Source organism: Variovorax sp. GW823-FHT04B03 (genome assembly GCF_058796495.1).
This window is the reverse complement of sequence record NZ_JBXAIT010000006.1, coordinates 159,962-181,601: the sequence shown is the minus strand read 5'-3', so window position 1 is coordinate 181,601 and position 21,640 is coordinate 159,962. Positions and strand designations below refer to the sequence as shown.

At 68.2% G+C, this 21,640-nt stretch carries 21 protein-coding genes; 5 read left to right on the top strand and 16 right to left on the bottom strand.

Annotation, left to right across the window (positions count from 1 at the left end):
• Window positions 1-3: 3 nt before the first annotated feature.
• The 16 genes from AC1RAD_RS24815 to AC1RAD_RS24740 form a co-directional block, all read right to left on the bottom strand.
• Window positions 4-933, bottom strand: coding sequence for an acetaldehyde dehydrogenase (acetylating) (locus AC1RAD_RS24815; protein ID WP_492737758.1), 930 nt, complete (start codon window positions 931-933; stop codon window positions 4-6).
• A gap of 13 nt (window positions 934-946) precedes the next feature.
• Window positions 947-1,729, bottom strand: coding sequence for a 2-oxopent-4-enoate hydratase (gene dmpE, locus AC1RAD_RS24810; RefSeq protein WP_492737756.1), 783 nt, complete (start codon window positions 1,727-1,729; stop codon window positions 947-949).
• A 34-nt stretch (window positions 1,730-1,763) separates the two neighbouring features.
• A complete protein-coding gene (locus tag AC1RAD_RS24805; protein ID WP_492737754.1) occupies window positions 1,764-2,600 on the bottom strand; it encodes an alpha/beta fold hydrolase in 837 nt (278 codons plus the stop codon).
• Between the two features lie 10 nt (window positions 2,601-2,610).
• Window positions 2,611-4,065 (bottom strand): 2-hydroxymuconic semialdehyde dehydrogenase, encoded by a 1,455-nt coding sequence (locus tag AC1RAD_RS24800; protein ID WP_492737752.1) that lies wholly within the window; start codon window positions 4,063-4,065, stop codon window positions 2,611-2,613.
• Window positions 4,066-4,078: 13 nt separating this feature from the next.
• Complete coding sequence (locus AC1RAD_RS24795; RefSeq protein WP_492737750.1) at window positions 4,079-5,011, bottom strand: catechol 2,3-dioxygenase; 933 nt, start codon at window positions 5,009-5,011, stop codon at window positions 4,079-4,081.
• Between the two features lie 31 nt (window positions 5,012-5,042).
• Window positions 5,043-5,387 carry a 2Fe-2S iron-sulfur cluster binding domain-containing protein gene (locus tag AC1RAD_RS24790; RefSeq protein ID WP_492737748.1) on the bottom strand — a complete coding sequence of 115 codons (345 nt, stop codon included), beginning with the start codon at window positions 5,385-5,387 and terminating at the stop codon, window positions 5,043-5,045.
• Window positions 5,388-5,400: 13 nt separating this feature from the next.
• Entirely contained in the window at window positions 5,401-6,459 is a 1,059-nt protein-coding gene (locus AC1RAD_RS24785) for an NADH:ubiquinone reductase (Na(+)-transporting) subunit F (RefSeq protein ID WP_492737746.1), read from the bottom strand.
• A 22-nt stretch (window positions 6,460-6,481) separates the two neighbouring features.
• Window positions 6,482-6,844 carry a phenol hydroxylase subunit P4 gene (locus tag AC1RAD_RS24780; RefSeq protein ID WP_492737744.1) on the bottom strand — a complete coding sequence of 121 codons (363 nt, stop codon included), beginning with the start codon at window positions 6,842-6,844 and terminating at the stop codon, window positions 6,482-6,484.
• Window positions 6,845-6,936: 92 nt separating this feature from the next.
• Entirely contained in the window at window positions 6,937-8,520 is a 1,584-nt protein-coding gene (locus AC1RAD_RS24775) for an aromatic/alkene/methane monooxygenase hydroxylase/oxygenase subunit alpha (protein ID WP_492737742.1), read from the bottom strand.
• 37 nt (window positions 8,521-8,557) lie between these two features.
• Entirely contained in the window at window positions 8,558-8,854 is a 297-nt protein-coding gene (locus tag AC1RAD_RS24770) for an MmoB/DmpM family protein (RefSeq protein ID WP_174250302.1), read from the bottom strand.
• A gap of 33 nt (window positions 8,855-8,887) precedes the next feature.
• Entirely contained in the window at window positions 8,888-9,892 is a 1,005-nt protein-coding gene (locus AC1RAD_RS24765; protein WP_492737740.1) for an aromatic/alkene monooxygenase hydroxylase subunit beta, read from the bottom strand.
• A gap of 43 nt (window positions 9,893-9,935) precedes the next feature.
• The gene (locus tag AC1RAD_RS24760; protein WP_174250303.1) at window positions 9,936-10,205 is read right to left on the bottom strand and encodes a phenol hydroxylase subunit; all 270 of its coding nucleotides are present in this window, start codon (window positions 10,203-10,205) and stop codon (window positions 9,936-9,938) included.
• 222 nt (window positions 10,206-10,427) lie between these two features.
• A complete protein-coding gene (locus tag AC1RAD_RS24755; protein ID WP_062475161.1) occupies window positions 10,428-12,101 on the bottom strand; it encodes a sigma-54-dependent Fis family transcriptional regulator in 1,674 nt (557 codons plus the stop codon).
• Window positions 12,102-12,273: 172 nt separating this feature from the next.
• A complete protein-coding gene (locus AC1RAD_RS24750) occupies window positions 12,274-13,914 on the bottom strand; it encodes a 3-(methylthio)propionyl-CoA ligase (RefSeq protein WP_492737738.1) in 1,641 nt (546 codons plus the stop codon).
• Window positions 13,915-13,958: 44 nt separating this feature from the next.
• Window positions 13,959-15,173 carry an ABC transporter substrate-binding protein gene (locus AC1RAD_RS24745; RefSeq protein WP_062475166.1) on the bottom strand — a complete coding sequence of 405 codons (1,215 nt, stop codon included), beginning with the start codon at window positions 15,171-15,173 and terminating at the stop codon, window positions 13,959-13,961.
• 68 nt (window positions 15,174-15,241) lie between these two features.
• The gene (locus AC1RAD_RS24740; RefSeq protein WP_492737736.1) at window positions 15,242-16,480 is read right to left on the bottom strand and encodes an ABC transporter substrate-binding protein; all 1,239 of its coding nucleotides are present in this window, start codon (window positions 16,478-16,480) and stop codon (window positions 15,242-15,244) included.
• 174 nt (window positions 16,481-16,654) lie between these two features.
• On the opposite strand from AC1RAD_RS24740, the gene AC1RAD_RS24735 reads away from it, so the two are divergent.
• From AC1RAD_RS24735 to AC1RAD_RS24715, 5 genes are all read left to right on the top strand, one after another.
• Complete coding sequence (locus AC1RAD_RS24735; RefSeq protein ID WP_492737734.1) at window positions 16,655-17,908, top strand: acyl-CoA dehydrogenase family protein; 1,254 nt, start codon at window positions 16,655-16,657, stop codon at window positions 17,906-17,908.
• A gap of 183 nt (window positions 17,909-18,091) precedes the next feature.
• On the top strand, window positions 18,092-19,186 hold the full coding sequence (locus tag AC1RAD_RS24730) for an acyl-CoA dehydrogenase family protein (protein WP_492737733.1): 1,095 nt from the start codon (window positions 18,092-18,094) through the stop codon (window positions 19,184-19,186).
• 11 nt (window positions 19,187-19,197) lie between these two features.
• Window positions 19,198-20,397, top strand: a complete 1,200-nt coding sequence (locus AC1RAD_RS24725) for a CaiB/BaiF CoA transferase family protein (RefSeq protein WP_492737731.1) — start codon at window positions 19,198-19,200, stop codon at window positions 20,395-20,397.
• A gap of 2 nt (window positions 20,398-20,399) precedes the next feature.
• On the top strand, window positions 20,400-21,071 hold the full coding sequence (locus AC1RAD_RS24720) for a nitroreductase (RefSeq protein WP_492738093.1): 672 nt from the start codon (window positions 20,400-20,402) through the stop codon (window positions 21,069-21,071).
• A gap of 15 nt (window positions 21,072-21,086) precedes the next feature.
• Complete coding sequence (locus tag AC1RAD_RS24715; protein WP_492737729.1) at window positions 21,087-21,617, top strand: hypothetical protein; 531 nt, start codon at window positions 21,087-21,089, stop codon at window positions 21,615-21,617.
• Window positions 21,618-21,640 lie beyond the last annotated feature (23 nt).

Here is a 21,640-nt window from a genome sequence, read left to right as displayed (position 1 = left end):
CTCCTAGGCCACGGCGGGCTCGGGTTGCGGGAGGCTGGCGAGCATCGCTTCGGCGAACATTTCCGCCGTGCGCGCCGCGGCGGCGGTCATGATGTCGAGGTTGCCGGCGTACTTGGGCAGGTAGTCGCCCAGGCCTTCCACCTCCAGGTAGATCGACACGCGGTGGCCGTCGAACACCGGCCCGTTCACGAGTTTGTAGCCCGGCACGTACTTGCGCACCTCGGCGATCATCTCGTGCACCGAGGCCGTGATGCGCGCCTCGTCGGGTGGGCCTTCGGTGAGGCAATGCACCGTGTCGCGCATGATCAGCGGCGGCTCGGCCGGGTTGACGATGATGATCGCCTTGCCCTTCGCAGCGCCGCCCACGCGCTCGACCGCACCGGCCGTGGTGCGCGTGAACTCGTCGATGTTCTTGCGCGTGCCCGGGCCGACCGAGCGGCTCGACACGGTGGCCACGATCTCACCGTAGGCCACCGGCTGCACGCGCGACACGGCCGCCACCATCGGGATGGTGGCCTGCCCGCCGCAGGTGACCATGTTGACGTTGGCCGGCCGTGCACCGCCCGCCATGAGCAGGCTCTTGAGGTTGACCGGCGGCACGCAGAACGGGCCGATGGCCGCGGGCGTGAGGTCGATCATGAGCACGCCGAGTGCGTTGAGCTTGGCGCTGTTCTCGGCATGCACATAGGCGCTGGTGGCGTCGAACGCGATCTGCACGCCGTCGGCCTGCACATGCGGCAAGAGGCCGTCCACGCCCTCGGCCGTGGTCTTCAGGCCCATCTCGCGGGCACGCTTCAGGCCGTCGGATTCGGGGTCGATGCCCACCATCCACACGGGTTCGAGCACAGGGCTGCGCTGCAGCTTGGCGAGCAGGTCGGTGCCGATGTTGCCGGGGCCGATCAGCGCGCACTTGATCTTCGTTGTTGTCGTCATGGGGTTGTCTCCTTCAGTGGAAGCGCACCGAGCAGCCGCCGAGGCCGCCGATCGAGACGCGGAAGTTGTCGCCGGCCTTGGCGGGGAACATGGCGGCGAGCGCGCCCGACAAAATCACCTCGCCCGCCTTGAGCCCGATGCCCAGCGCGCCCAGCGTGTTGGCCAGCCACGCGACCGCGTTCACCGGCGAGCCGAGCGCGGCGGCGCCCGCGCCGGTGGCGATGATTTCGCCGTTCTTCTCCAGCACCATGCCGCAGGTGGCCAGGTCGATGCGGCGCGGATCGACCGCGTGGTCGCCCAGCACGAACACGCCGCAGGAGGCGTTGTCGGCCACGGTGTCGGCGATCTGGATCTTCCAGTCGCGGATGCGCGAGTCGACGATCTCGAAGCAGGGCATCACGCATTCGGTGGCAGCCAGCACGTCGGCGTTGCCGATGCCGGGGCCCATGAGGTCGCGCTTGAGCAGGAAGGCGATCTCGCCCTCGGCCTTGGGCTGGATGAGCGTGCGGCTGTCGATCGACTCGCCCTCGCCGACGACCATGCCGTCGAGCAGGTAGCCGAAGTCGGGCTGGAACACGCCCAGCATGTTCATCACGGCGCGCGAGGTCACGCCGATCTTCTTGCCGACGACGCGCTCGCCGGTGTCGAGTCGACGCGCGATCATGCGTTGCTGCACGCCGTAGGCGTCGGCGATGGTGATGCCTGCGTGCCGGCTGGTGAGCGGCTCCACGACGCTGCGCTCGCGCAGCGCGTCGTAGAGCTCGTCGCCGAGCCGCTGGATGAGGGTGGGGTCCATGGTGGGTTCTGTCCTTTGCTCTGTCTCGGGTGAATCAATCAATCGGTCGATCGGCTTCGTTCAGGAAGTCGCCGACCAGGCGGGCGAAGCGCGCGCTGTGCTCGATCTGCGTCCAGTGGCCGCAGCGGCCGAACACATGCAGCTGGCTGCGGGGAATCCACTGGCTCAGCGTGAGCGAGGTGGCCAGCGGAATCACCTGGTCTTCGCGGCCGTGGATCAGCAGCGTCTCGTGCGGCAGTGCGCGAATGGCGGCCTCCGGGCTCGCCATGGCATCGACCCAGCGCTGGCGCGGCGCCGGGAACATCGCGCCGAAGGTCTCCTGGAAGCCGGGTCGCATGCTGGCCTCGTAGCGCAGCTGCGCGAGCTCGTCGGTGACGAGGGCGCGGTCGAACGCGAACACGTCCATGATCCGGCGCATGTTCGCGAACGAGGGCGTGTAGCCCCACACCGCGTCGAGCCCCGGCGTGATCGCGAAGGGCACGCCCACGCTGCCCATGAGCACCAGCCGGCGCACGCGGTGCGGCGCGCGGATGGCCAGCGCCAATGCCAGCGCGCCGCCGAAGGAGTTGCCCACCACGTCGGCGCGTTCGATGTCGAGCGCGTCGAGCAGGTCGAGCGCCTGCTGCACCCAGGCGTCCATCGTGTAGGCCGCGCCGGGCACGCGCTCGGTGAAGCCGAAGCCGGCCATGTCGGGCGCGATCACGCGGCGTGTCTGCGCGAGCACCGGCAGCACCAGCCGCCAGTTGGCCCACGCACTCACGCCCGGGCCCGAGCCGTGGATGAAGAGCACCGGCGCGCCCTCGCCCAGGTCGTGCACGTTGGTGTGGAACGCACCCGTGCGGATGCTGTTCGCGATTTCGGGGTTGCTCACCGCCGGGCCCTCACAGCTTGATGCAGACGTTGCGAAGTTCTGTGTAGAACTCGAGCGAATGCACGCCGCCTTCGCGGCCGATGCCCGACGACTTGGCACCGCCGAAGGCCGTGCGCAAATCGCGCAGGAACCAGCTGTTGACCCAGCAGATACCGACCTGCACCTGCTTGGCCACGCGGTGGGCGCGGCCCAGGTTCTCGGTCCACACGGTGGTCGCCAGGCCGTAGTCGGTGGCGTTGGCCAGCGCGATGGCTTCTTCCTCGGTGTCGAAGGGCGCGATGTGGCAGCAGGGGCCGAAGATTTCCTCGCGGATCACCGAGGCCGTCTCGGGCAGGCCGGTCCAGATGGTGGGCTGCACCCAGTGGCCCTCGGCCAGCGCGCCGGGCATCGAGGGCACGCCGCCGCCGGTGACGACGGTGGCGCCTTCCTTCACGGCCTTCGCGTAGTACGACAGCACCTTCTGCTGGTGCTCGCGCGAGATCAGCGGGCCGATGCCCACGCCGGCTTCTTCCGACGGGCCCGGCTTCAGCGCCTCGGCCCTGGCCTTGAGCGCCGCGACGAACTTCTCGAAGATCGGCCGCTGCACGTAGACGCGCTCGGTGCCCAGGCACACCTGGCCGCAGTTCTCGAAAGCCGAGCGCGTGATGCCGGCCACGGCCTTGTCGAAATCGGCGTCGGCGAACACGATGCCGGCGTTCTTGCCGCCGAGTTCGAAGGACACGGGCCGCACGCCCTTGGCGGCCGCGCCCATGATGGCCTCGCCGGTGCGCGTCTCGCCGGTGAAGGTGATGCCGTTCACGCCCGGGTGCGTGGTGAGGAACTCGCCGGCCGAGTCGGGCCCGAAGCCGTGCACCACGTTGTAGACGCCGGGCGGCATGCCGACCGCGTTCATCACCTCGCCCAGCAGCGTGGCGGTGGCCGGCGTTTCTTCCGAGGGCTTGACCACCACGGTGTTGCCGCAGGCCAGCGCGGGGCCGACCTTCCAGGTCATGAGCAACAGGGGCAGGTTCCACGGGCACACGACGCCGATCACGCCCAGCGGCGAGCGCACCGCGTAGTTCAGCGCCTGCCCACCGTCGGGCGTGGCCATCTCGAAGCTCTCGGTGGGCACGTTCTTCACGATGTCGGCAAACACCTTGAAGTTGGCCGCGCCGCGCGGGATGTCGACGTGCGAGGCCAGCGCGTGCGGCTTGCCGGTGTCGGCCATCTCGGCCGCCAGGAAGTCGTCGAAGCGCCGGTTGATCTCGTCGGCCACGGCATGCAGCAGCTCGACGCGGCGCGCGACGCTCATGCGGCCCCACTCGCCGTTCAATGCCGCGCGCGCGGCGCGCACGGCCGCATCGACCTCATCCTTGCCGGCCTCGTGCACCTTGCCGATGACGCGGTTGTCCACGGGCGCGCGGTTGTCGAAGGTCTTCGTCGTGGCGACGAACTCGCCGCCGATGAAGTTCATGAACTGTTTCATCGCACCGTCTCCTTCAGGTCACCACGCTCAGGAAGTTCTCGTTGAGCTTGCGGTCGTGATAGAAGATCGCGCGCCCGAGTTCGTCGTCGGTCCACACCAGCGGCGGCTTGTCGGGGTAGAAGATGTAGCCGCCCGAGAACACCTCGTTGCGGTTGCCGCTCGGGTCGAAGAAGTAGATGGTTTCACCGCGCGTGATGCCGTGGCGCGTGGGGCCGATGTCCAGCGACACGCGCTTCTTGGTGATGATGTCGGCCGCCTTGAGCACTTCGCCCCAGTTGTCGAGCAGGAACGAGGCGTGGTGGAACTTGTTCTTCTCGGGATGGCGGATGAACGCGATGTCGTGCGGCTTGGTCGAGCAGGTGAGAAAGGCCGCGATGTGCATGCGCTCGGGGCCGGCCACCACGCTCTCGGCCAGCTGGAAGCCAAGCACCTCGGTGAACAGCTTCATGGTGCCGTCGAGGTCGTCGCCGTACAGCAGGCAGTGGTCGAAGCGCGAAGGCGCCATGCCCTTGAGGTCGTCGGGGTAGACCTCGGGGTTTTCATACGGCATGCCGTTGCCGACTTTCTCTTTCTCGGCGAAGAGCTCGATGGCGTGGCCGGTGGGCACGGTGAAGCGAAAGCGCTGGCCGGTGCGCAGGTGCTCGCCGGCGTCGATCCATTGCATGTCGGTGGCCAGGCCGCTGGCCTTCAGGTCGGCCGCGAGCCGGTCGAGCGTGGCGGGCGAATCGACGCGAAAGCCCATGAAGTCCATGCCGGCCTCGTCGGCTTCGCGCAGCACGACGCTGTGGTGGTCGTGCTCGTCCCAGGCCTTGAGGTAGATGCGGCCCTGCGCATCGCGCCCGGTTTCGATCAGGCCCAGCACGTCGCGGTAGTGCGTGAGGGCGGCCCCGAGGTCGAGCACGCGCAGTTGCACGTGTCCGGGGCGAATGACGCCAGTGAGTGCCATGGAAGTCTCCTTTGGTGGGTGAGGGAAAAGTTCAGGTGGGGGAACGGGGTACGGCGGGCTGCGACGCGAGCAGTCGCCGCTCGATGCAGCGCGCCAGCTTCTCGACAGCGCGCAGGGCCAGGTCGCTCTGCGGGTACGCGCGGCACGCCAGCACGTAGCCCTGGGCTTCTTCTTCGGCGCTGACGTGGCAGCGGCTCATGCGCTCGCGGCGCACGGCGCCCGACTCGATGCGCACCTTGCACACGCCGCAGCCGCCGCCCCGACAGCCGACCGGGATGCCCTTGCGGCCGAGCTGCTCCATGCCGCCGAGCAGGGTCTGGTCGGCGCGGCACACGTAGTGCTCTTGGGTGTTGCCGATGGCGACGGAAAAGCGCATGGCCGGCTCCACGTCACAGCGCCTTGAAGAGCGGGCTGCGCGGCGCCGCAGAGGCCGCATCGGCAGCGGTGAAGAATTTCTCGGTGTAGATGTCGCGCTCGAACAGGCGCCCCTGCATCAGCGTGGCGATGCAGGCCTCGGTCATCGGCGGCGGCCCGCACAGGTAGGCCTTGTGGCCGCGGAAGTCGTTCGCGAAGTGGGCCTTCAGCGCCTCGTGCGCAAAGCCGCGCGCCCCATGCCAGTCGCTGTCGGCCGGCAGGTCGGACAGCACGGGCACGTAGGTGAAGTTGGGGTGCTGTTCGGCGAGCTGCTCGAAGAGCGCGCGGTAGTACAGCTCTTCGGCATTGCGCGCGCCCTGCACGAGCGTCATCGGCAAGGTGCAGCCTTCGGCCAGCAGGTCGAGCACCATCGACTTCGGGCTCGACAGGCCCGAGCCGCCGGCCACGAAGATCATCGGCAGCCCCGCCGACTTGCGCACGAAGAAGCGGCCGTTGGGCGCGGTGAAGCGCAGCCGCTGGCCCACCTGCAGCTCGTCGTGCAGCCAGCCCGTGGCGCGGCCGTTGGGCACGCGGCGGATGTGCAGCTCGACGAGGTGGTCGTCGGGTGCGTTGGCGATCGAGAAGGCGCGCGCGCCCTCCACGCCCGGCACGTGCAGCATCACGTACTGGCCGGCCTGGAACGGCGCCGGCCGGTCGGTGCGCAGCCACAGGCCGCGGATGGTGGGCGTGAGCATGCGGGCCTCGACCAGCTCGGCGTCGAAGTCTTCCAGCGGCAGGAACTGCGCGTCGGGGTCTTCGTCGATCTCGGCCTCGATGACCAGGTCGGCCTGCGCCATCGCGCAGCACGCGAGGATCTTGCCGTCGTCGCGCTCGAAGTCCATCAGCGCGAAGTTGGACGCATCGCCATGCTCGCATTCGCCCTCGAGCACCTGCACCTTGCAGGTGCCGCACACGCCGTGGCCGCAGGCGTGGGGCAGCCACACGCCGGCGCGCAGGCAGGCATCGAGCACGGTCTGCCCGTCGCGCACCGCCACGGCCTGGCCGAGCGGCTCGATCATGATCTGGAAGCTCATGGCAAGGCCCTCCTTCCTGTGCTCAGCTGAACGAGCCGCCGATGCCCGTGAGCCCGGGCGTGCGAAAGCGAAGCGCCGACTTGTGGACCAGGCCGTTGTCGGCCAGCGACTTCGACGCATCGGGCGCGAAGGGCTTGCCGGAGTCGAACCATTCGACCTTCGACCAGTCGACCTTTTCGAAGTCGGGGTGGCTGCCGTACACGCCGGGCAGCACGTCGCTGATGAGCGCGCCGAAGGGCATGGCCGCGGGCAGCGGCAGGCACACGGGGGCGCAGAAGAGCAGGTGGTCTTCCCAGCCGATGTAGAGCAGGCGGTTGCCGTGGAAGCGGTCTTCGCTGTCCATGACGGTGCCGGTGTAGCCGGGGGCGAGTGCAACAACAGACATGTCGGTCTCCTTTTTTGGGGTGAGCGCCGCCCGCGCCGTGCGTGGGGCACGGCGGGAGCGCGGGGGTCGATGGGGTGGTGGGGCCTGGGTGCTCAGGCCACCTTGGGCTCGGCCGCCGACAGGTCCTGCCCTGTCCAGCGTTCCCAGTTGGCCTTGTCGGGCGAGGTGTTGAACTCGCCGTTGTCGGCGCCGACGTTGATGTGGTAGTAGTCCAGCACGGCCGCCAGCGGGTTGAAGCCTTCCACCGTCGGGTCGGTGCCCTCGGGGAAGCAGTTGCCCTGGTAGATCTGGTGCACCGGCAGCCAGGCCTGCACGTACTTCTCGGGCTCGCCGTCGAACACGTCCTTGCAGCCGTCGGAGCAGAAGTGGTACTTCATGCCGTGGTAGCTGCTCTCGCGATAGCAGATCTTGGTCGGGTCGTCAGGCTCGGTGAAGGCCATCGGGATCTGGCAGGTCTGGCACAGCATGGGCAGCGTGTTGTTGAACCAGCGCTTGCCCTGCTTCTCCTGCTCGGCCAGCCACTCGAAGCGCGGGCGGTACAGGCTGTCGAAGGTCTCGGGGTACTTCTCGGCCAGCCAGGTCATCTCGTCGGGCTTGGGTGCCCAGACGTTGAAGTTGGCGGCGTGGCCGTAGTTGTTGAAGATGGCCCAGGCCTCGTGCGAGATGCGGCTCTTTTCCTTCGACGCGACCTCGTGGTACTTGGGCATGCGGATGCCGTAGCGCGCCAGGTCCTCGAACAGCGCGCCGCCGTTTTTCTCGAAGTACATCTCCCAGGCCTCGGACCAGCTCATGACGCGCTTGGGCAGCATGTAGTCCATCATCATCGCCACCAGCGTGAGCAGGCGGTAGCCGCGCCAGAACCACTTGTCGACCCACTTCTGCACGATGGGCACGTTGTCGGGGTCCTGCTCGAGGATGAACTTCACCACCTCCAGGCCCAGCGTCATGTGGCGCGACTCGTCGCTCTGCGCCGAGAAGCCGAAGGTGACGGTGGCCATGTCGCCGTTGTAGGCGGCGCCGCTCATGAAGGGCATGAACAGCAGGTTGGTCAGCACGTACTCGAACGAGAACGAGATGGCGGTGATGAACTCGAAGGGCCCCGCGCTCATCGCGTCTTCGAAGTAGCTCTTGGGCACCGACAGGTACCACACGCGGTCGTGCATGTGCTGCGGGTCGTGCAGGCCGTGGAAGTACTTGTTGAAGTGGCTGATGGTGTGGAACTGCGTCTGCGCATGGCGCAGCTCGTCAATCGACTGCATCTGGCAGGCCACGCGCGCGCCCACGCCGCGCAGCGAACGCCCGGCCATGGCATAGCCGCGGTGCGCCGCGTACTCCAGCGGTGAGACGCCGGTGAGGAACAGCTTGAGCGTGTTCAGGTAGCGCGGGTCGCTGATGTTGAACTGGCCGTTGTTCTGCTGGAACGCATCGATGATGGCGTAGAGCTTTTTCTCCTTCTCGCCCTGGAACTTCCAGTAGGCGTCCATCGTGAGGCGGAACGGGTCTTCCCACTTATCCCAGTCGTGGATCTTGATGCCCTCGAACTTGTCGAAGGGAAACACGTCGTCCATCGACTGGTAGGTGGTCTCCCAGCCGAGGCCGCGCGTCATCATGGCGTAGCGCTCCTTCAGGCCGAGGCGCGGGGTGGTGGAGGTCTTTGCTGCTGCTTGGGTGGTCATGGCGTTGTCCTTGGTCGTGGTCCGGTGGGGGCTGGGCTCAGGCCCCCCAATGGAGGGTGAATTCGTCGTCGGTTTCCTCGATGCTTCCGGACAGCGAGATCAGGCTCAGGTGCAGTTCCTGCAGGTCCCAGCGGCGCCCGACCAGGGCCTCGACGCTCTCGCGGCGGATCACGAGGCGGCCGGGCGCGTCGATCTTCACCATCGCGGGGTACTCGGTGACGGTGGCCCCGGGGTTGTCGGCCACGATGGCCTCGACGATGGCGCGCGCGGCCTCGCCGGTCTGCAGGGCGATGAAGACGGGCGGTCGGGACACTTCGGCGGTGGCGGTGGTCATGGGAGGGTCTCCTTGGTTCGATCGATTCGGTCGTCAGGCGGCGGCGCCCGTGCGCACCAGCCGGGCCACGCGCGCATCGAGCGCGGCGTGCAGCGTCTTGAGCACCTCGGCGCCCTGTGCGCCCAGGGCCAGCGCGGCCAGCGGCGCCAGCGCCTGCACGGCCTGGTCGCGCCAGCTCGCGTACCACTGCGCGAGCAGCTCGGCGTTGGCGGGCGACTCGTCGGCGGCGGTCTTCAGCGTGGCGTCGACCCAGCGCACGTTCTCGTCGAACCACTCGTTCATGAACTCGGTCAGCATCGCCAGCGCGTTGCCGGTGGCGGCGCTGTGCGCGTTCACGTAGTGGCGGTAGACCAGCGGGTACAGCAGGCCGTCGAGCACGAGGTTCTGGGCCACGAACACCTCGAACCAGTCCTTGGTGACGAACAGGTTTTCCATCAGGCGGCGCACGCCCTGCCAGGCCGGGTGCGCGAGCCAGGCTTCCTTGCCGGCGTCCAGCGCGCGGCCCGAGTTGGCGTCGATCTGCAGGCCGACGCGCGAGAGGTACTGCGCGATGCCCAGGCGGTCCATGGCCGCGTAGATGAAGGGCTGCGTGATGGCCGTGCCGTAGCCGTAGCCGCAGCAGTAGCTGTGGTTCATGTTGGCGCCCCACTCGTAGTGGCGCAGCGGCACCAGCACCTGCTGCAGCGACTCGCGCACGCCGGCATCGGCCTGGGCCAGCAGCTGGCGCTTCTCGGCGAACTCGAACTGGCGGTCGGCGCCTTCCCCCTGGCGCGCGCGGGTCATCGTGTACACGCCGTAGTAGTAGTGGCGCGGGTCCTTGAAGCTGTACCAGTCGGCCATCACGATGGCTGTGCGGCGCTTGTCGTACAGCGCGTGCTGCGGGTCCCACAGCGGCCGGTAGTGGAAGTTGGCGGTGGGCTGCATGTCCAGCGTGGCCTCCTGGTAGCGCGAGGCCGGCTTGTCGCCGAGCCGCCGCGCCACATGCGAGAAGGTCTGGCGGATCGGCCGGATGTCCGAGGTCTTGATGTCGACTTGCACGGGGTGTCTCCTTGGTTGTCGCGGGAAAAAAATGGGGGGCGTGTCAGTGGTCGATGCCGGGCGCGCCGAAGCGCCACTTCATGCGCTCGAAGTCCAGCCGCGCGCCCTCTTCGGTGCTCAGGTGGCGCACCGCGTGGCGCGCGCAGAACTCGCGGAACTGGTCGAACTGCAGCACCAGCTCCACGGCCAGCTCGGGGTCGCCGATGGCGAACTCGAACTCCACGAAGCGCGTGCCGCGCGTGCCGGTCACGCGCACGAAGCACGGCTGGCCGGTCATCTGTGCGGCGCTGCCGCTGCGGGGGTCGGGCTGCATCGAGGGCATCACTTGTTCAATCCATCAACAGGTGGACGGCACCAGCGCCGCCCGGCCTGATAAGGGCAACGGGCGTGCCAGCGTGGCTAAGTGATTGATTTGCATGGGCCCGCTGCGCCTGCGGGCCCGAAGCACCGGGAAGTCCCGGATGCTGGTTTGATCATTTGCTGCGGTGCAGCTTGATCAAATGGTGAAAACCGGAAAACGCCGGCCGGCGTCCGCTCAGGACGTCGGCAGGCCTTCCTTTTTCAGACGGTAGGCCAGCTGCGGGCGCGTGATGCCCAAGAGGCGCGCGGCCTGCGACAGGTTGCCCTTGGCGCGCTGCATCGCGGTCTGCATGAGGCGCTGCTCGAGCGAGGCGATGTCGATGTTCTGCTCGAGCACGCGCTGGCACAGCGCGTCCAGTTCGCTCGCGTCGGCACCCGACGCCGAGGCCCCCGTGGCGACCTTGCCGCTGGCGTCGAGCTGGTTGTCGGGCGGCGCGCCCGGCGGCTGCATCCACAGGTGGCAGGCCTCGATGTCGCCGTGGTCGGGCGCCAGCAGCACGGCGCGCTCGATCACGTTCTCGAGCTCGCGGATGTTGCCGGGCCAGGCGTGCTTGTGCACGTCGAGCGCGGCCTTGTCGGTGAGGCCGCGCAGCTTCTTGCCGTACAGCGCGCTGTACTTCTCGACGAAGCGCGCCACCAGCGCCGGAATGTCGGCGGTGCGCTCGCGCAGCGGCGGAATCTGGATCGGGAAGGTGTTGAGCCGGTAGAACAGGTCGGTGCGGAACTTGCCCGCCTGCATGGCCTGCTGCAGGTTGACGTTGGTGGCGGCCACGATGCGCACGTCGACCTTGGTCGGCTGCTCGGCGCCCAGGCGCTCGACCTCGCCGGTCTGCAGCACGCGCAGCAACTTGACCTGCGCAGCCAGCGGCAGGTCGCCCACCTCGTCCAGGAACAGGGTGCCGCCGTGGGCGCGCTCGAAGCGCCCGGCGCGCGCATGGTGGGCGCCGGTGTAGGCGCCCTTTTCCACGCCGAACAGCTCCGCCTCGATCAGGTCGGCCGGGATCGCCGCGCAGTTGACGGCAATGAAGGGCTGCTTGCCGCGCGGCCCGTTGTCGTGCAGCCAGCGAGCGAACACTTCCTTGCCGACGCCGGTCTCGCCGAGCAGCAGCACGGTGATGGCGCTGTCGACCGCGCTGCGCATGAGCTCGAAGGCGGCACGAAAACCCGGCGACACGCCGACCAGCTTCTGGTCGTACTCGCGGCGCGGCTGCAGGCGGCGCAGGTGCTGCAGGCCGAGGTTGAAGTCGATGAGCTTCTCGGCCACGTGGTGCTGGCGGAAGTACTCCAGGTAGTGCTCGTCGTTCCACGCCTCGGCGGCCTGGCCGACGATGCGGCAGCGGCTGTCGCCCATGCTGGTGCATTCGACTTCCTTGAACACCACGAGCCGCCCCATGAAGGCGGTGGTGTAGCCCGAGGCATAGCCGATCTGCGACCAGCACTGCGGATCTTCCCCGTAGCCGAAGTCGGCCACGTGGGCTTCGCATTCCCAGGAGTTCTCCCAGAGGAATTCGCCGTAGAAATGCTTGGTGGCCACGTCGAGGTCGACCTGCACCTTCTGCACCGAGACGATGCCCTCGATGGAATGCAGGCGCGGCCCGAGCATGAAGGCGTCTTCGGCGCGCATGCCGGCAAGGCGCTCGCGCACGGCCACCTCGCCGTCGCGCAGGCCGGAAGCAAAACCCATGCGCACCAGCAGGCCGCGCGCACGCTCGATGCCCAGCGAGTCGAGCAGTTCGCGGCGCAGTTCGGCGAAGGCCCGGGCATGCATGAGCAGCATGCGCTGCTCGTCCAGCCAGATGTGGCCCGAGCCGGCGCTGAAGCGCAGGAGAGAAAGAAGTTCTCCCACCATGTCCCCTTTACTTGTCTGGAATCCGTTCCTCCTACATTCTCCTGCAAGGACGGACGACAAGGCTGCTCAATCAACAGGCAACGTGGTGCGAAGCCGCGCCAATGCTCGCTTTGCCTTCCGACTTCCTCAGACAACCCACAGAGTTATGCACAGAAAGCCGGAACAACTGTCATCAAGTTGACTTGGCCGCGACGTAGCCCTTGAACTGCTCGCGCAGCTTGGTCTTCAGCAGCTTGCCGGTGGCTGTATGCGGCAGGCTGTCGACGAAAGCCACGTCGTCGGGCAGCCACCACTTGGCCACGCGCTGCGAAAGAAAAGTGAGCAGTTCCTCGCCCGTGACCTCTGCGCCTGCACGCTTCACGACGATCAGCAGGGGCCGCTCCTGCCACTTCGGATGCGCGATGCCGATCACCGCCGCCTCGGCCACGGCCGGGTGCGCGCTGGCGGCGTTCTCCAGGTCGATCGACGAGATCCACTCGCCACCCGACTTGATGACGTCCTTGGCGCGGTCGACAAGTTGCACATAACCGTCGGCGTCGATGTTGGCCACGTCGCCGGTCGGAAAGAAGCCCTCGGCGTCGAGCACGTCGCCGCCTTCGCTACGGAAGTAACCGCTCGCAATCCACGGACCGCGCACATGCAGGTGGCCGAAGGCCACGCCGTCGTGCGGCAGGCGCTGGCCGTTCTCGTCGACGATCTTGAGCTCCACGCCCCACACGCCGCGGCCCTGGCGCATCTTGACCATCGTCTGCTCTTCTTTCGGGAGCGCGAGGTGCTTGGGCAGCAGGTTGCCGATCACGCCGATGGGGCTGGTCTCGGTCATGCCCCAGCCTTGCACGAAGTCGGCGCCGAAGTCGCGCTCGAAGCGCTCGATCATGGCGCGCGGCGTGGCGGCGCCGCCCACGCCGATGCGCTTGAGGCCGATGGCGCGGGTGTCGATCTCGGGGTGGGCGTCGAAGTACTGGAACAGCATGAGCCACACGGTGGGCACCGCCTGCGAGAAGCTCACCTTCTCGTCGCGCATGAGTTCGTACAGGCTCTGGCCGTCCAGGTGCGGGCCGGGCATGACGAGCTTGGCGCCCACCATCGGCGCCGAATACGGCATGCCCCAGGCGTTGGCGTGGAACATGGGCACAGCCAGCAGCAGCGTCATCTGCGAGCACACGCCGAAGGTGTCGGGCGCGCATTCCATCAGCGAATGCAGCACGGTGGAGCGGTGCGAATACAGCACGCCCTTGGGGTTGCCCGTGGTGCCCGAGGTGTAGCACAGCGACGAGGCGGTGCGCTCGTCGAACTCGGGCCAGTTGTAGTCCTCGCTCTGCGCGCCGATGAGCTCGTCGTAGCACAGCAGGTTGGGCACGTCGATGCTCGGCATGTGGGCGCGGTCGGTCATGGCGACGAAGGCGCGCACGCTCTTGAGCTTGGGCGCGAGCTTCTCGACCAGCGGCGCGAAGCTGGTGTCGAAGAACAGCACCTTGTCTTCGGCGTGGTTGACGATGTAGTCGATCTGCTCCGGAAAGAGGCGCGGGTTCACCGTGTGCAGCACCGCGCCCGAACCCGACACGCCGTAGTACAGCGCCAGGTGCCGGTACGTGTTCCACGCCAGCGTGCCCACGCGGTCGCCGGGCGCCACGCCCAGCGCCTTCATCGCATTGGCCACCTGCTTGGAACGCCGCTGCACCTCGCGGTAGTTGGTGCGGTGCACCGGACCTTCGACGGTGCGCCCGACGATCTCGACGTGGGGGTGGAAGGTGGCCGCGTGGTCGATCAGCGACGAGATCAGCAGCGGGCGGTCCTGCATCAGTCCGAACATGGTGTGTGTCTCCTGTGGTTCTTTTGAGCGTGCGTCTGCGAAGGCTACTTCACGGCAATCGAATCGCCCATGGGCTCGAACTCCTTGCCGTTGAACTGCACCAGCTGCAGCGTGTTGAACGGAAAGTAGTCGGTGGCCGAGGTGTTCAGCGCGATGCCCGGCAGCAGCATGCCGGTGCGCATGTTCTTCAGCGTGGTGGCCTGCTTGAGCACGTTCTCGCGCGTGAGGTTGTCGCCCGAGGCCTTGAGCACGGTCTCCATGGCCTGCGCCACGCCGTAGCCGTACACGCCGGCGGCGTTGTTCACGTCTTCGTTGGGGGCGTACTTCTTCATGAAGGCCAGGAACTCCTGCGTGGCCGGGTCGTTGGCCCAGCGCGGCTGCGCGGCGTCCTTGAAGAAGGCCATGGCCATGATGCCCTTCGACTTCTCCAGGCCCGCGGGCTCCAGCGTCATCTTCACGTAGGCCGACACGTAGGTGAGGTACTGCTGCTTCGGTTTCCAGCCGATGTCCCAGGCCTTGCGGATGGCCTGCGCGGCGAAGCGCGCGGTGGCGAAGTTGACGAACACGTCGGCGCCCGACGACTGCAGCTTGATGATCTGCGAATCGACCGTCGGGTCGGCCACCTCGAACGAGGCCTCGGCCACCACCATTGAGGCCTTGTCGCCCAGGCCCTTCTTCAGGCCCTTGAGCAGGTCCTTGCCGAAGTCGTCGTTCTGGTAGAGCACGGCGATCTTCGCGTTGGGCATCGTCTTGAGGATGTTCTTCGCGTAGAGGCTGCCCTCGCCCTCGTAGCTGGGCATGTAGGGCGTGGTCCAGGGGTAGGCCTTGGGGTCGTTGAAGCGGTCGGCGCCCACGCCCAGGAACAGGTGCGGCACCTTCTTGGCGTTCATGTAGCGCTGGATCGCGGCATTCGATGCCGAGCCCAGGTTGCCGTACACGGCGAGCACTTCGTCCTGCTCGACCAGCTTGCGCACCACCTCGGTGGTGCGCGGCGGCGTGTACTGGTCGTCGTAGCTGATGAGCGTCACCTTGCGGCCGTTGATGCCGCCCTTGTCGTTCACCATCTTGAAGTACGCCTCGTTGACCTTGCCGACGATGCCGTACGACGACACGGGGCCGCTGTAGGGCATGGCCATGCCGAGCTTGATCTCGGTGTCGGAGGCGCCGGTGTCGTACTTCTTCTGCGCGAGGGCCGCGCCGGCGGTGAACAGGAGGGCCGCGCCGCCCAGGGCGGCGGCCAGTCGAACGATGGAGGTCATGGAAGCTTCAGTGGAAACAAAAAGGGGAAATGAATGGCGGGCCGACAGCGCGGCCCGCGTGACGTCGATCAATCGCCGAGCACTTTGCCGAACGGCTCGTAGCGCGTGCCGTTGAAACGCACCAGCTGCATGCGCTCGATCGGGTAGAAGTCGGTCGGCGAGGTCTTCACCTCGATGCCCGGGTAGAGCATCGGCGGGCTGTACTGCAGGTTGGCCGCCACCTTCATGATGTTGGCGCGCGTGAGGTCGTCGCCCGCCTTGCGCAGCACCTGCTCCAGCGTCTGCGCCGACGAGTAGCCCAGCACGTTGAGCGAATCGCTCAGGTCGCCCGAGGGGTAGTACTTGCTGAACCAGGTCTTGTAGTCCTCGTACTCCTTGGCGCCCTTCCACATGTCGTCGGCCGGGTCGCGCAGGTAGGTGGCCGAGATCACGCCCACCGCGTTCTCGGGGCCGGCCGGCTTGATCACCGCCGACACCGACACCGACACGCTCGACAGGTACTGCGTGGGCTTCCAGCCGATGTCGGCCGCCTTGCGGATCGCCTGCGCCGCGAACTTGGGCGTGGTGATGCTGAAGAAGGTGTCGGCACCCGAGGCCTTCAGGTTGACCATCTGGCTGTCGATGGTCGGGTCGGTCACCTCGTAGGTCGACTGCGCCACGATCATCGTCTTGGCCTTGTCGCCCAGCGCTTCGAGAAAGCCCTTCAGGAAGTCCTTGCCGAAGTCGTCGTTCTGCATGAGCACGGCGATCTTCGCGTTGGGCTTCGTGGAGAGGATGTGCTGCGCGTAGATCTTGCCTTCGGTCTGGTACGTGGGCTGCCAGCCCATGGTCCACGGGAAGGCCTTCGGGTCGCCGAAGCGCGTGGCGCCCGTGGCCACGAACAGCTGCGGTACCTTCTTGGCGTTCATGTAGCGCTGGATCGCCAGGTTGTGCGCCGTGCCCAGCGGGCCGAAGAGCACCAGCACCTCGTCTTGTTCGACCAGCTTGCGCGCCTGCTCCACCGTCTTGGAGGGGTTGTAGGCATCGTCCAGCGAGATGAACGTGACCTTGCGGCCGTTGATGCCGCCCTCGGCATTGACCTTGGCGAAGTAGCCCGCCGCCGCCTTGCCGATGGTGCCGTAGGCCGAGACCGGGCCCGAGTACGGGACGATGTGGCCGATCTTGATCTCGGTGTCGCTTGCGCCCGGGTCGTAGCGCTTCTGGGCCTGCGCCGTGAAGGCCGTGGCGAGGCCGAGCGTGGCGGCGAGGCCGGCGCCCAGCAGGCGGCGGCGCGTGCCGGGGCAGGCGGAAATGAGGGAACGTGTCATGGTGTTGTCTCCGTCGTTCTCGTGAAAAAGAAGCTGCGGCCGCGGGCCTCTTGCCGGCCTCGCATCGGTCTCTTGCGGACCTCGTGCGGCGTTCGGGCTGGATGGTAGGCAGCGCCTCCTGCGCGTCACATCGTCGGAACGGACGATTGAGAGCGGCTGAGGGTTGCCCCTAGCATGGACCTCGACACGGAGACACACCCACCGCCGCGCAACGCGGCGCGCACCGAAGGCAAGCACCGCATGGACCTCACGCTCAATCCCCGCTACGAAGCCTTTCGCGACGAGCTGCGCGCGTTCCTGGCCATGCACGGCCACCGCTCGGCCTTCGCGCGCACCGCCGAACGCCCCGACGCCGACGCCCTCGCGTGGCAGCGCCTGCTGCTGGACCACGGCTACGCCGGCCGCACGGTGCCGCGTGAGTACGGGGGCCACGGCGCGGCGCCCGACGTCATGGAGTCGCACCTCATCACCGAGGAGTTCGCGCGCGCCGGCGTGGCGCCGCCGCTGGGCAACCAGGGCATCTCGATGCTGGTGCCCACCCTGCTCGAGCTGGGCACCGAGGCGCAGCGGCGCGAATGGATCGGCCCCACGCTGCGCGGCGAGGTGGTCTGGTGCCAGGGCTACTCCGAGCCCGGCGCGGGCTCCGACCTGGCCTCGCTGCAGACGCGCGCCACCGAAGACGGTGGCGACTTCGTCATCAACGGCCAGAAGATCTGGACCTCGACCGCGCACGTGGCCGACATGATCTTCTGCCTCGTGCGCACCGAGCCCGGCGCAGCGAAGCACGCCGGCATCAGCTACCTGCTGTTCTCCATGAAGACGCCCGGCATCGAGGTGCGCCCGCTCAAGACCATGACCGGCCACGCCGAGTTCAACGAGGTCTTCTTCACCGACGTGCGCGTGCCGCAGCACCAGATCGTGGGCCAGCGCGGCGACGGCTGGAAGGTGGCCAACGCCACGCTCAAGCACGAGCGCGGCTCGCTCGGCAACCCCAACCTCACGACCCAGCGCTACCAGGAGCTCGCCACGCTGATGCAGTCCGAGACGGTGGACGGCACGCGCCTCATCGACCAGCCCGTGCTGCGCGACCGCCTGATGCGGCTGCAGGGCCAGGTGCTGGCGCAGAAGTGCCACGGCCTGCGACTGCTCACGGCCGCGGCCACCGGCGAAGACCCGGGCCTGGCCGCGCTGGTCGTGAAGCTGCAGGGCTGCGAGCTGCGCCACCAGCTGGCCGCGCTCGCCATCGACGCGCTGGGCGAACTGGGCCTGCTGATGCCCGGCAGCGCGCACCTGCGCGCACAGGCGCTCTGGCAGGAGCGCTACATGTTCGACCTGGGTTTGATCATCGGCGGCGGCACCGCGCAGATCCAGAAAAACATCATCGCGGAACGCGGGCTCGACATGCCGCGCGAACCCCGCCTGGCCTAAGAAGGTGCGAACGAACCCGACATGTCCGCTCATCCCGCCCAGGCACACCCACTCTGCGTTGCAAATGCTCGCCATAGCCCGAGCTATGGCTGCGCTTTGCGCCTTGATTGGGCGCGCCTGGACGGGCTGCTCGGCCACGCCGGATTCATTCGCACCTTCTGATCACTCGGAAGAAAGCACCCCATGGAATTCGCCCTCTCCGCCGACCAGAAGCTGCTGCAGGACAGCCTGCGCCGCGCGCTCGAACGCGCCTGTCCGCTCGACCGTGTGCGCCGCGTCGCGGCCGACGACCTGCCGCTGGACCGCGAGGTCTGGCGCACGCTGTGCGAGGTCGGCGTGCCGGCCCTGCTCGTGCCCGAGGCCTTCGGCGGGCTCGGCCTGTCGCTGCTCGACGCCGCGCTGGCCGCCGAGGAGCTGGGGCGCCATGTCGCGCCCACGCCCTTCCTCGGCACCGCCGTGCTCGCACCGCTCGCGCTGCGCGAAGCCGGCAGCGCCGCGCAACAGGATGAATGGATGCCGCGCCTGGCGGCCGGCGAATGCATCGCCGGCGTGGCCATCGCCGAGGCCGTGGCCGGCGCGCGCGATGGCGCGGGCGTGACGGCCAATGCCAACGGCACGCTCGACGGCAGCGCACTCTTCGTGCTCGACGCGGGCGCGGCCGATGTGTTCATCGTGGCCGACCGCGCGGGTGGCCTGTACCTCGTGCGCGCCGATGCACAGGGTCTCACGCGCGGCGCGCTGCGCAGCATCGACGCCACGCGCCCGCTCGGCGAACTGCACTTCGCGCAGGTGAAGGCCGAGCGGCTTCCCAACGCCAGCCCCGCCACGCTCGCGCGCCTGCGCAGCGCGGGCTGGGCCCTGCTCGCCGCCGACACGCTCGGCGCGGGCGAAGCCATGATCGGCCAGGCCGTGGCCTACGCCAAGGAGCGCCGCCAGTTCGGCCGCGTGATCGGCTCCTTCCAGGCCGTGAAGCACCTGTGCGCCGAAATGGCCGCCGCGCTGGAGCCCGGCCGCGCGCTCGTCTGGTACGCGGCGCATGCCTTCGACGCATTGCCCGAAGAAGCCGCGCTGCTCGCCGCGCACGCCAAGTCACACCTGAGCGAAACCGGCACCTTCGTCGCCCGCACCGCCACCGAGGTGCACGGCGGCATGGGCATCACCGACCTGCTGGGCCTGCATTACTGGTTCAAGCGCATCGGCTTCAACCGCCAGCTGCTCGGCGGGCCCGAGCGCGTGCGCCACCTGGCCGCCGAAATGCAGGGCCTCGTCGCCGCATGACCTCCCATCCCATGACCACACCATCCACCGCCCCCCGCATGCTCGAAGGCCTGCGCATCGTCGACCTCACCACGGTGATCTTCGGCCCCTACTGCACGCAGATCCTCGCGGACCTCGGCGCCGAGGTGGTCAAGGTCGAGCCGCCCGAAGGCGACAGCATCCGCATCATCGGCACGCCGCCCGTCACGCCGCTGATGAGCCCCGTGCACCTGCGGCTGAACCGCGGCAAGCGCTCGGTCGACTGGGACCTGAAGCGCGAGGACGGCCGCGCCGCGATGCGCCGCCTCATCGAGACCAGCGACATCTTCATCCACAACGTGCGCAGCGACGCCATCGCGCGCGCGGGCCTCTCGTACGACGACGTGCGCGCCATTCGCCCCGACATCGTCTACGTGCACTGCACCGGCTTCGACCAGCGCGGGCCGTACGCCGCGCTGCAGGCCTACGACGACATCATCCAGGCCGCGTCGGGCATCGCTTCGCTGCCGCCCAAGGTCGACGGCAACCCGCAGCCGCGCTACGTGCCGATGACCATGGCCGACAAGGTCTCGGGCCTGCACGCGGCGTACGCCGTGCTCGCCGCCGTGGTGCACCGGCTGCGCACCGGCGAGGGCCAGCAGGTGGAGGTGCCGATGTTCGAGTCGCTCGCCAGCTTCAACCTCGTGGAGCACCTGTGCGACAAGACCTTCGTGCCGCCCACCGGCCCCGCGCTGTACCCGCGCCAGATCGACCCCATGCGCCAGCCCATGCGCACGCGCGACGGCTACATCGCCATTGCGCCCTACCTGGACGACCGCTGGCTGCGCTTCTTCGAGGCCACCGGCCACCCCGAGGTGCTCGAGGCGCCCGAGCTGGCCGACAAGGCGCTGCGCCGCAAGCACATGAGCCGCATGTACGAGGCCGCCGCCGCCATCCTGCCCGAGCGCACCACGGCCGAGTGGCTCGACATCTTGAAGAAGGCCAACGTGCCCGCGATGCGCGTGAACGACATCGCCGACCTGCCCGACGACCCGCAGCTGCAGGCCGCCGGCCTTTTCCGACAGCGCACGCATCCGACCGAAGGCGCGTATCTTGAGGTGCGCCCGCCGGTGCGCTTCTCGGGCTATGCCTACGCCGACCTGTCGCACGCCGCGACGCCCGGCCAGCACAGCGCCGAAGTGGCACGCGAGCTGGGCGTGACCCTCATGAACGAACGAAAGAACGCCGCATGACCATGACTGTCTACGACGCCGTCGCAAGCCGCCGCTCGGTGCGCGAATTTCTCGACCGCCCCGTGCCCGCCGACACCCTCCGCCGCGTGCTGCAGGCCGCGCTGCGCGCGCCCTCGGGCGGCAACCTGCAACCGTGGCACCTGCACGTGGTGGGCGGCGAGCGGCTGGACGAACTCAAAGCCCTCATGCGCACCCGCGTGCAGGAAACACCCGGCGGCGAAGGCAGCGAGTACGACATCTATCCGCGCGAGCTGGTCGCGCCCTACCGCGACCGCCGCTTTGCCGTGGGCGAAGCGATGTACGCGCGCCTGGGCATTCCGCGCGAGGACAAGGCCGCGCGTTTGAAATGGTTTGCGCGCAACTTCCAGTTCTTCGGCGCGCCGGTCGCGCTCTTTTGCACCGTCGACCGCCGCATGGGCCCGCCGCAGTGGTCCGACCTCGGAATGATGTTGCAGAACGTGATGCTGCTGCTGCGCGCCGAGGGCCTGGACAGCTGCCCGCAGGAATGCTGGGCCATCTACCCGCAGACCATCGGCCGCTTCATCGACCTGCCGCCCGAACGCATGCTCTTCACCGGCATGGCCATCGGTTATGCCGACCGCGACAAACCCCTCGACGCCCTCGAGACCGAGCGTGCGCCGCTCGCCGACGTGGCCGAGTTCATCGGCATCTGAAGAAAGCAGTTGCACATGGACGATTGGGAAAACGCCTGGGCGCCGATGGTGGCGCGCGTGGGCGAAGACTTTGCGAACGGCGTGATCCGCTGGGGCGCCGACGTGATCGAGGCCGGCGCCGTGCGCCGCTATGTCGAGGTGCTGGAGTTCGACTGCCCGCTGCACCAGGGGCCGGATGCAGTGGCGCCATCGACCAGCCTCGCCAGCCTCACGCTGCCGCCCATGTGGGCCCCGGGCCAGCCGCCCGTGTTCACCAGCGACGCGCGCAACGCCGAACCCGAGCGCAGCCCGCTCAAGGGCACGCGCCCCGAGGGCATGCCGCCCACCACCGCCTACATGGCGACCGACTACGAGGTCGACTACCTGCAACCCGCCCGCCTGGGCGACCGCCTGGGCCGGCGCGGCAACCGGCTCGTGCGTTGCGAACCCAAGGCGACCAAGGTGGGAAAGGGTGCCTTCACGACGTGGGAGTACGACATCGTGAACCAGCGCGAGGAGGTGGTGGCCCGCTGCCGCTTCGGCATGTACCACTACCTGCCGCACTAGAGAACAGACGCCCGACGCCATGC